General features: G+C 48.0%; 4 protein-coding genes. 1 reads left to right on the plus strand and 3 read right to left on the minus strand.

Annotated features, from left to right (window positions below):
• Nucleotides 1-1,961: SdrD B-like domain-containing protein (locus tag QUB24_RS28915; protein WP_333157067.1), on the plus strand; the 1,961-nt coding region annotated here is incomplete at its 5' end.
• Between the two features lie 492 nt (nt 1,962-2,453).
• On the opposite strand, the gene QUB24_RS28920 is transcribed toward QUB24_RS28915, so the two are convergent.
• The 3 genes from QUB24_RS28920 to QUB24_RS28930 form a co-directional block, all read right to left on the minus strand.
• Nucleotides 2,454-2,999, minus strand: a complete 546-nt coding sequence (locus QUB24_RS28920) for a hypothetical protein (protein ID WP_333157068.1) — start codon at nt 2,997-2,999, stop codon at nt 2,454-2,456.
• A gap of 259 nt (nt 3,000-3,258) precedes the next feature.
• Nucleotides 3,259-4,620 carry a cytochrome 450 gene (locus tag QUB24_RS28925; protein WP_333157069.1) on the minus strand — a complete coding sequence of 454 codons (1,362 nt, stop codon included), beginning with the start codon at nt 4,618-4,620 and terminating at the stop codon, nt 3,259-3,261.
• A gap of 329 nt (nt 4,621-4,949) precedes the next feature.
• On the minus strand, nt 4,950-8,985 hold a 4,036-nt coding region (locus tag QUB24_RS28930; protein ID WP_333157070.1), incomplete at its 5' end, for a S8 family serine peptidase.

Genomic DNA, 8,985 nt, shown 5'->3' on the forward strand with positions numbered 1-8,985 from the left:
CGACTACTGACAATCCGGTTTCAGTGACGCTGGCAGCAGGCCAAACTACTCCTGCTACGGTGAATTTTGGCAACCAAACGATACCTGTTCCGACTCCGACTCCCACTCCGCCTCCGACTCCGACTCCGACACCCCCTCCAACTCCGACACCCCCTCCGCCTCTGCCTCCCACTCCCGTGCAGCAAGGCAGCATCAGCGGTCTTAAATTCAACGACGGCAATGGCAACGGTACTCAGGATGCGGAGGAAACTGGTCTTTCGGGATGGCAAATTTTCCTCGATGCGAACGGGAACAACTCTTTAGATTCGGGCGAAACTACTGTTACCACTAACAATTCTGGTAATTACAGTTTCAACAACCTCAATCCCGGCACCTACAATGTGCGGGAAGTGCAGCAGACTGGCTGGACGCAAACTACTGCTAATCCGGCGGCGGTTAATCTGGGTAGTGGCGAAAGTCGTAGTGGAATTAATTTTGGCAATTTTCAAAATATTAGCATCTCCGGCAGCAAGTTTAATGACCTCAATAACAATGGGGTTTTGGATGCTCAAGAACCGCTCTTGCCGAACTGGCAAGTCTTCCTTGACGCTAACAGCAATGACTCTTTAGATGCTGGAGAAGTTAATACTTCTACTGATAGTTTGGGCGGCTACAGTTTCGCCAATTTAGGCCCGGGAACTTATCGAGTTCGGGAAGTTAATCAACCTGGTTGGACGAAAACTACTGCCAATCCTGCTGATATTATTGCTGTCAGTGGCACTAATGTTAGCAATATTAACTTTGGCAATTCCTTCGCCCAAGTCCAACCAACACCAACACCAACACCACTACCACCGCAAGAAGGACAAGATGCTGACTGCATTTGTTCGCAAATTGTTTTACCCAGCATTAGCAGTATTCGCAGTCCAAATTCTGTCACTAATAGCCGCAACGGTACTAACGGCAACGACACTATTCTCGGCACTAATAACGGTGACGAAATAAATGGTTTTGACGGCGATGATTTGTTGGCAGGATTGCGGGGCAATGATAATATTTACGGGGGACTTAACAGTGCTTTCCCGGTTGGGCCAGATATAGACAAGGACTTGGTTTTTGGCAATGAGGGTAATGATTACCTCAATGGGGTTGCTGGAGATGATTTAATCTTTGCGGGCAAGAACGACGATGTTGTTTACGGCGGCAAAGATGACGACATTATTTTCGGCGACCAAGAAAGCGATACTTTAATTGGCGACCAGGGTAACGATACTATCTACGGGGGAACAATTAACCCCTTCGACCCGGATTTGACGGGCAACGATTTGGTGTTCGGTTTGGCGGGCGATGACTTCCTCAGCGGGGAGAAAAATCAAGATACGATCGTAGGTGGTGAGGGTAATGATACAGTGCGTGCTGGCAAGGGCGATGACTTAGTTGTCGGCGAATTGGGCAGCAACCTGCTGTTTGGCGATGAAGGCAGTGATACTATCTGTGGCGGCGAGGGGGAAGATACAGTGTACGGGGATATTGGTAGCCCCCTCCCAGTCGGTTCTGCTGGCGGACAAGACCAAATATGCGGCGGTTCGGGCAACGATTTGCTGTTTGGCAATGAAGGTCAGGATACTGTCAACGGGGATACTGGGAACGATACTCTTTACGGCGGTAAGGATGAGGATAGTTTGCTTGGCGGTGCTGGGGACGATTGGCTGTTTGGAGATCAGGGGAATGATACTCTGATTGGAGGTACCGGGAACGATCGATTTATGTTGGGTATTGACCTCGGCAGCGAGACTATTTTAGACTTTCAATACGGCCTCGATTCGATCGGCTTAATTGGTGGTCTGGATTTCTCCCAACTGAGCATTGTTGCCGAGAATAGTTCAACTCTCATCCGAGTTACTGGTTCCGGGCAACTTTTGGCAACTCTCAGCAATGTGGCTGCAAGCGTGATTACTGCCACAGATTTTGCACTCCTGTAGTGCGATCGAGCTAATTAATTAGGTGAGAATATTGTAGGGAAGATGGATTAAGAGACTGTTGGCAAATAAAAAAATGGTCAAACCAAACATTTTACAGCAGATTCCACGTTATTTGTGACGTACACCCCTGATCCATGAATCCCCGTAGGGAAAAGGCATTGCCTTTTCCCTACTACTTTATGAACCTGTAATAAGCTGTATAATCATGGCAAATAACATCTGATGAGCCAGAAGTAATATCGTTTTCGGTTGGACGGCGCCGTGTCCTACCTGTGGGTAATATTAATTCCGATGCTACCGCAGTTGATAAGACTCGGGGTCGAAAAACTGAATGGTTGAGTGTTAACTGTTGACTCGATTTTATGATTCCGATGCAACCGAAAACGATATCACATCAAACTTGGCATCCTAGAGGTCGTCGGTTCAAACTCCGCCACTTCGATCGACAAAACCCGCCTAATTAAGCGGGTGTTGTAGTTTTCCTAAATATTTTCACTCTTTGGCAATGATTAAACAATCACTCTCAACTTTAGACAGCATATCTGGAAAAGCTGATGTGTAGTTGCCATCTTTGTCTACAACCCTGCGGAGTATATATCCGCTCTCAGCAGGTCTGCCGAAAAACGAGTTTGTGCGATACCAGATATCTCCATTCGGAGTGTTTGGATCTCGATCGATCAAAAAATCTACCAGCCACGGCGGTACACACCATCCAAACACTATCGGCGTAATGTGTCCGTGCTGCAAACTTGCATCCGAGAATCGGAACAAGTAGCTGAAGCGAGAAAATTTAACTAAATAAAGTAACATCCGTCCCGCCATTGATGAATGAAATGTCCAGATAACAGGGTCAAAAACGCGCAGCAATAACGTCCGTTCGTCAGCATTCCAGTCTGAACTGTACATCGTCAGACAATCGTCTGGTAAAACATTCCCGTCCATAAAAAAGATACCTTGCAGGACTTCAGGTAACTCCGCTGGATGTTTTACTTTCATCCAATTCGCGATGTCTTTTAGTTGCTTTTGTTCGATTAACATGGTATTATTTATCCTCAAAATAGTTGTGTTTTGGTTTCCTATTAGATACCCCCTTGATTTCTTAGTCGATCGATCGGACTTCGTTTATGTGGCGTGCGGTTTCAACTCACATCTTGCATCATTGCCAATAAGTTATTCAAGGGCGGGCAGGACACCCCAGAATAAACTTAATGTCTTGTGGAACAGGCATCTTGCCTGTTCTTGAGAATTGTGTAATATCTCAGTTTCAACCGCTATCTGATGCGAGCTTTTGGATTGATTACCGCCGCAAATTCGGCTCAGAGGCTCGTCGCACTTGGCCTACTGTACTCACGACATCCACCAGCATCTTGAGGGCGATGTCTTTAGCTGGGCAAATCCGTCCCGCACTCCGATCGCCCACCGAATGAAAACCCATATGAAAAGGGCACAGATTCTCGCGCTTAGCATTGAATTCGTATACCGTAGAGCCCCAGAAACCCTCGTCTAGCAGCCCCAAACTGAGCGGTATCAGTACCTTGGTTCCGGCGGGGAAAGTGCGCTCTTTGCCCGCTACCGTTGCGGTGAAAGGCTCTGTCGCGACTCGGTGCGTGGCGCTGACGGGGGCCCAGAGGCGGGCACATTCTAGGAGGAAAAGCTCGATAGACTGGCGATCGTCCAAATCGAGCTGATCCCAAAAATCAGTCGGGTTAATTTCGGCCGTCTGCTGTCCTTTATAGGCGGGGAGAGGGCGGTATCCCATTGCCGTGTAGCCTAGGTGCAGGGGGCCTTGCAGTCCCGCTATCCCCATAATTGATGTCATCAGCTTTGCCAATTCCCGCTTAGTCATGCCGTTGTTTTCCGAGCTCTCCTCGAAGTCGGCTAAAGCTGGGGAATTTTCATAGATAGTCGCTGCACGCTCGATTAGAGTGGACAAATTACCGTGTCCAAACAGGTTCAGGCTTTCCAATAGGCTACCGATGACGGCGAAGTAGTGCAGCGGGCTTTGGCGGGTGTAATGCAATTCGGTGAGAAGTTCGATCGACTCTGAATCGTCTGGATTAATCCCAAAGATGACGTAGTGCAGATATCGGACTAAAAATCCCATCCAACCGCGCTTGACATCGGTAAAAAACGCTCCCCCCGCACCGTGCGACATCTCGGCATAATCTGCAGCTAGCCTCAGCAGCAACCGTCGGGCGATTTCGTCCCCTTGGCGATCCGTTGTCGCACTGTTGAAGAGATACTTCTGCATACAGCTTCGGAATGCTGCGTGGTTGCTGCTACCATCAGTGGCGCGATCGGACAAAGACAGCAGGAAAAGGTTTCTGCAGCCGACATCTTGGTTGGGCGCGCGATCGGGATCGAGTACAGAAGTACCAAGCCGCCAGCCGCGCGCCTGGGGCGATGTGAGTGCTTTTTCCAGCGTTGCAAACTCTCCCATCACGACTTGCCCCGCGCAGCAAAAGTTCGCTCCGAAAGCCAGCCGTTTTATCTGCAAATACGTGGGTTCGTTGGCAATCAAACCCTCAATCAGGGCGATCGCGGGTAGCATCGTTTTGCTGAGAGTTTCTTCCGGGTTTTGCAAAACCCAAGCCTGAAACTCGTTCAGGGCCGGGTTCATCAGCGATGAGAAAATAGTATCTAAATTTAGGTTCATCATAATTCCTCCGAGAATTCTTCGCCATAACCCGCTTTGCATTTAGCAGCAAGAGGGTATTGAGCGGCAATTGAGCGGGTATTGAATCCCACTTAATTGCCAAGCCAAAATCAGTAAGTATAACTATAGCCATCTTTATTTGTGAACACAGTGGCAATATAGATATAGTTTTACTGAATATGTCTGCGCCCCAGTCTCGCCTTATCCCGGAGATTGAGTGGAATTTTTAACGATTGCTGGTAAGTAGATCTACTTTCTGCATTTAAAGTATTAGCCTCAATCTCTGAGAGCCGCACCTAACCGTAGTTATGTGCGACTACTTGCTATTAAAATTAGCCAAAATCGGCGACATTCATTAGACTGGCACTCACCCCATTGAGAGCAGCTAAAATTTCTCCGTTTACTGAGGAACGGATGAAAGTTGTACTGTTTTCTTGAGTAAAGGACAGTTGGGAGAAAGTAAGATTGTTGCTTAGAGAAAGCAAATCTTTACCATCTTCAAAATCCAAGATAATATCGATACCAGAATTGCTAGATAGCAAGAATTTATCATTGCCATCACCTCCCGTCAAACTATCACTTCCCAAGCCGCCAGTCAGCAAATCATCACCGTTACCTCCCAGCAGAATATCGCTGCCATCGTCGCCGTTCAAAATGTCAGCACCGCGATTGCCAAACAAGGCATCATCACCGCTACTTCCGAGTAAAGTATCGTTCGCCTTGCCGCCGAAAAGAGTGTCATTCCCCACCCCGCCGTCGAGGGAATCATTGCCCCTCATGCCCATCAAAACATTATTCGCGCTGTCGCCAGTCAGGATATCGTCGCCATTCGTACCGAGAATTCGATCGGGGGAATTGCTGCCCAAATCTGCATCGCCGGTGACAACAGGAGTCGCAATCCCAGCAGGTAATATCACAGCTTGAATTTTGGTATCTAAAGCAGCACCAGTATTCTCAGTAACTACCTGGGAAATTGTCTTAGTTCCCGCACCGACTGCTTTGAAGTCTTGAGTTGTTGCGCCCAAAGTTACTTGTTGGACGCGGGCTACTGCTTCAGGAATGGATGTTCCTGTTGGGTTGGAGACAGCCGAATCAATTCGCTGATTTGCTGTTGCCATTACAGTCGCAGCTTGCGATGTAATTTGGGTAATTTGTTGACTGTTGAAATTGGAGTCAATTTGCTGAATCTTAGCGGCAGCTTGCTGAATGATTGGTTCTAAAGCTGCTGAAGAACTCAGGTTTAAAACAGTACCCGATTGAATGGGAGTCGTAATTGAACTGACAACAGCCTTGACAATCTCGTTAGTAGTTGCACTAGAAGCACCGTCAATCAAAGCGGCAGTTTGAGTGATGAAGTTTTGGACTTTCACCATTTCTGCTAAGACTTGGACACCGCCCGGTACATTGTTGTTGGTGGCTTCTATGGGGTCGAAGTTAGTCAGGTCAAATTCAGCGGGAATCGCCAGAGAAGATTTGACCAGAGATTGTGCTGCTTCGGGTGCAACTCCTTTATCGATTAAGTCGGCAACTAAGCTGGTTAAGAGAGTGACAACAGTAGAATCTGGTGGTGCGGTGACTGGCGTTTCTAGGGGCAAGCCGGTGGCGGTGTCCGTGCCTCCAGTAGCAACTAAATTACCTTCTGATGGGTCTATTTCTCCGTTTTTGTTGGTGTCGAAAGTCTCGAAGGAAATATTGAGATTATATTTACCGCTGGCATCGGTAATGGTGGATGGTTCGTTGGTATCTTTGATGCCGTTTTTGTTGGCATCTAGGAAGAGAGTTGCACCAGAAATGTAACCGTCGATGACCCAGCCATTTCCTGTGTTCACTATGTGCATGATCTGGCTGGCACACGCACCATCAGGGTCTGTTGCTGTTAACTTAGCGTAGAAGTTTCCCCAGTTGCTTGGGGGAGTTCCGGTGAACTGGATGGTGTTTGCGGCAGAGTTAAACGACAATCCAAGCCAACTGCTGTTCGGATTGCTCTGTAATGAGGTGTCGTCAGCCAGGGTTAGCGTGTAGGTGAGTAGGTCGCCATCCGGGTCCGTGTAGACGTTAGGAACGTCTACATTGAGAGCAGTGTACCGGGATCCCAGGTGAATTTTCTCTTGTGGGGGGCGATTGCCGATAATAGCTTGGGCCAAAGCCATCACATCGACGCGCTTGTAATCAAAATTGGTATAATAGGTAACATTGTCGTCTTCGTCGTCGCCGTCATTGATGGTGACACCGGTTGCTTTCAAAAGATTGGCGAACTCGGTTGGTGTCAGTCGGCGGCCTAATTCTTGCTGTGCTAACTGTTGGGCTAACACTGCAATGCCCCCAATGTGGGCTGTAGCTTGACTGCTACCGTGATAAATGTTTATGGGAGCGCCAGAGGGGGTTGTGAACTCGCCAGGTAGGCCAGCCCCAGCCCCGGTGATGGGTGCCCCCGGAGCAAACACTGTGGTTAATGCCCCGTTACGCTGAGAAAATGGAGCTATGCGATCGGCAGCAGTGGTATTTGCGATCGCATCGCCAAAATAATCTCGATACTGAAAACTATCAATGTTGGAGTTATATACTGCGCTGACCGACAGCGAATTCGGATCGGCTGAAGGGTAGTTGACACCTGGAGGATTCTCGTACCGGTACTGGTAGTAACGGTTGCCGGATGAAGAGACAACAATGATATTCTTCGCCGCCAATGCTGCCAGTTCATCTCCAATACCGTAGGGTGGTGAAATAGGACTGGAAAAACTTTCACCGCTGCCGAATGCCATATTAACGCTGACAATGTTTTGAGCATCTGCATTTTCCAATACCCACTGCAAAGCTTGTTCAACATACCGAAACTTACTAATTTCGTCTCCTCCATTAGCTGGAGGATCCTTTCTCACCTTGAGGTCGATAATGTTAGCCCCAGGTGCCATCCCCGTATAGGTTGAGTCTTGGGAGGCAATAATGCTGGCAATGTTCGATCCGTGTCCGTCTTGGTCGCTTGCATTTGCGTCGCCGTCGGCAAAATCGTAGTTATAAACGATGCGATCGGCGATGCCGTTAGAGTCAGTATCAGGGCCAAAGAATTGGTGATCTAAGTTGATGCCAGTATCTAATATCGCTACAGAGAAACCGCTGCCGTCAATACCGGAAAAACGCGGTGCGGCGCGGAATTTGTCCAGATTGATCAGTTTACTGGATACACTTGCATCGCGCTTATGCTCGGGATAGGGGTCGTTGCCGCTGGCGTCAAAACCATAAGAATATGCTAGGTCATTGTTGTTGCCACCACTAAGACTAGAAAGCACTGAAGACAGAAAATTGTTCTCGGACGGGGAATAAAAGACATTGTTATTGCTGCTCCCCGAAGAGTTTTGGGTAGTTGCAACTGGCTGCAAAGCTGTGAATGCAGGGCCTTCATATCCTGTGGTTGTGACACCTGGAAGACGAGGTATAACCGACAAGTTTAAATTGTAGGGAGTTTCTACACTATTAACTGAAGAAACTCGCACATTGTAAGTGCCGTGTTCCAAAATGCGGTTAATTGACTTGGAGGCTGGACCAGAATCTTGTGCAGTTGAAATGACATTTTGACTGCTGTCAAGCAATTCTATTTTGACATCTTGATTGACTCCACTGACTGACAAATTGAAGTCATTTTGAGCACCTAAAGTGAATTCGTAGTAATCGGGATCGTTAGTGCTGACTGCATCGGGGTAATTTCTGAAACTAGAAGCTGCATTGATTTCCTTGGCTGTACTTGCAGTGTTTTCAGCTAAGTCTCTGGCTGGGATATTATTGGTAACAGCGACATCGGCTGCATTTAAGCCGCTATAATTGTTGTCCGTACTAACAGCAGGGGCAGTAAAAATCGTGTAAGGTTTATTGCCGTCAGCAACATTGTCGTTAACACCTGTTACCGTCACCGTTTGCGCTGCATTCCAGTTACCCGGATTGAAAGTCAGCGATACAGGTAAAACTGTTCCTTCTGCTGTATTGGAACTTTCTAAATCTATTTTGACATCAGCAGTAGGTTGGCTGTTGAGTGTGACATCAAATGTTGCTGTTCCCCCTGATTCTGTGGTGATTAATCCACTTACAGGATTAACGGTAATTCCAGCAGGTGTTGGGGTTGGTGTTGGAGGTGTTGGAGGTGTTGGTGTTGGGGTTGGGGTTGGAGGTGTTGGAGGTATTGGAGGTGTTGGAGTTGGAGGTGTTGGAGTTGGAGGTGTTGGAGTTGGAGGTGTTGGAGTTGGAGGTGTTGGAGTTGGAGGTGTTGGAGTTGGAGGTGTTGGAGTTGGAGGTGTTGGAGTTGGAGGTGTTGGAGTTGGAGGTGTTGGAGTTGGAGGTGTTGGAGTTGGAGGTGTTGGAGTTGGAGGTGTTGGAGTT

The sequence above is a fragment of the Microcoleus sp. B9-D4 genome (assembly GCF_036705105.1).
In the GTDB taxonomy this organism is placed as follows: domain Bacteria; phylum Cyanobacteriota; class Cyanobacteriia; order Cyanobacteriales; family Microcoleaceae; genus Microcoleus.

What these genes read in the sequence shown, in the direction of transcription:
- QUB24_RS28920 (WP_333157068.1), bottom strand. Translation starts at nt 2,999, where the DNA reads ATGTTAATCGAACAAAAGCAACTAAAAGACATCGCGAATTGGATGAAA.
- QUB24_RS28925 (WP_333157069.1), bottom strand. Translation starts at nt 4,620, where the DNA reads ATGATGAACCTAAATTTAGATACTATTTTCTCATCGCTGATGAACCCG.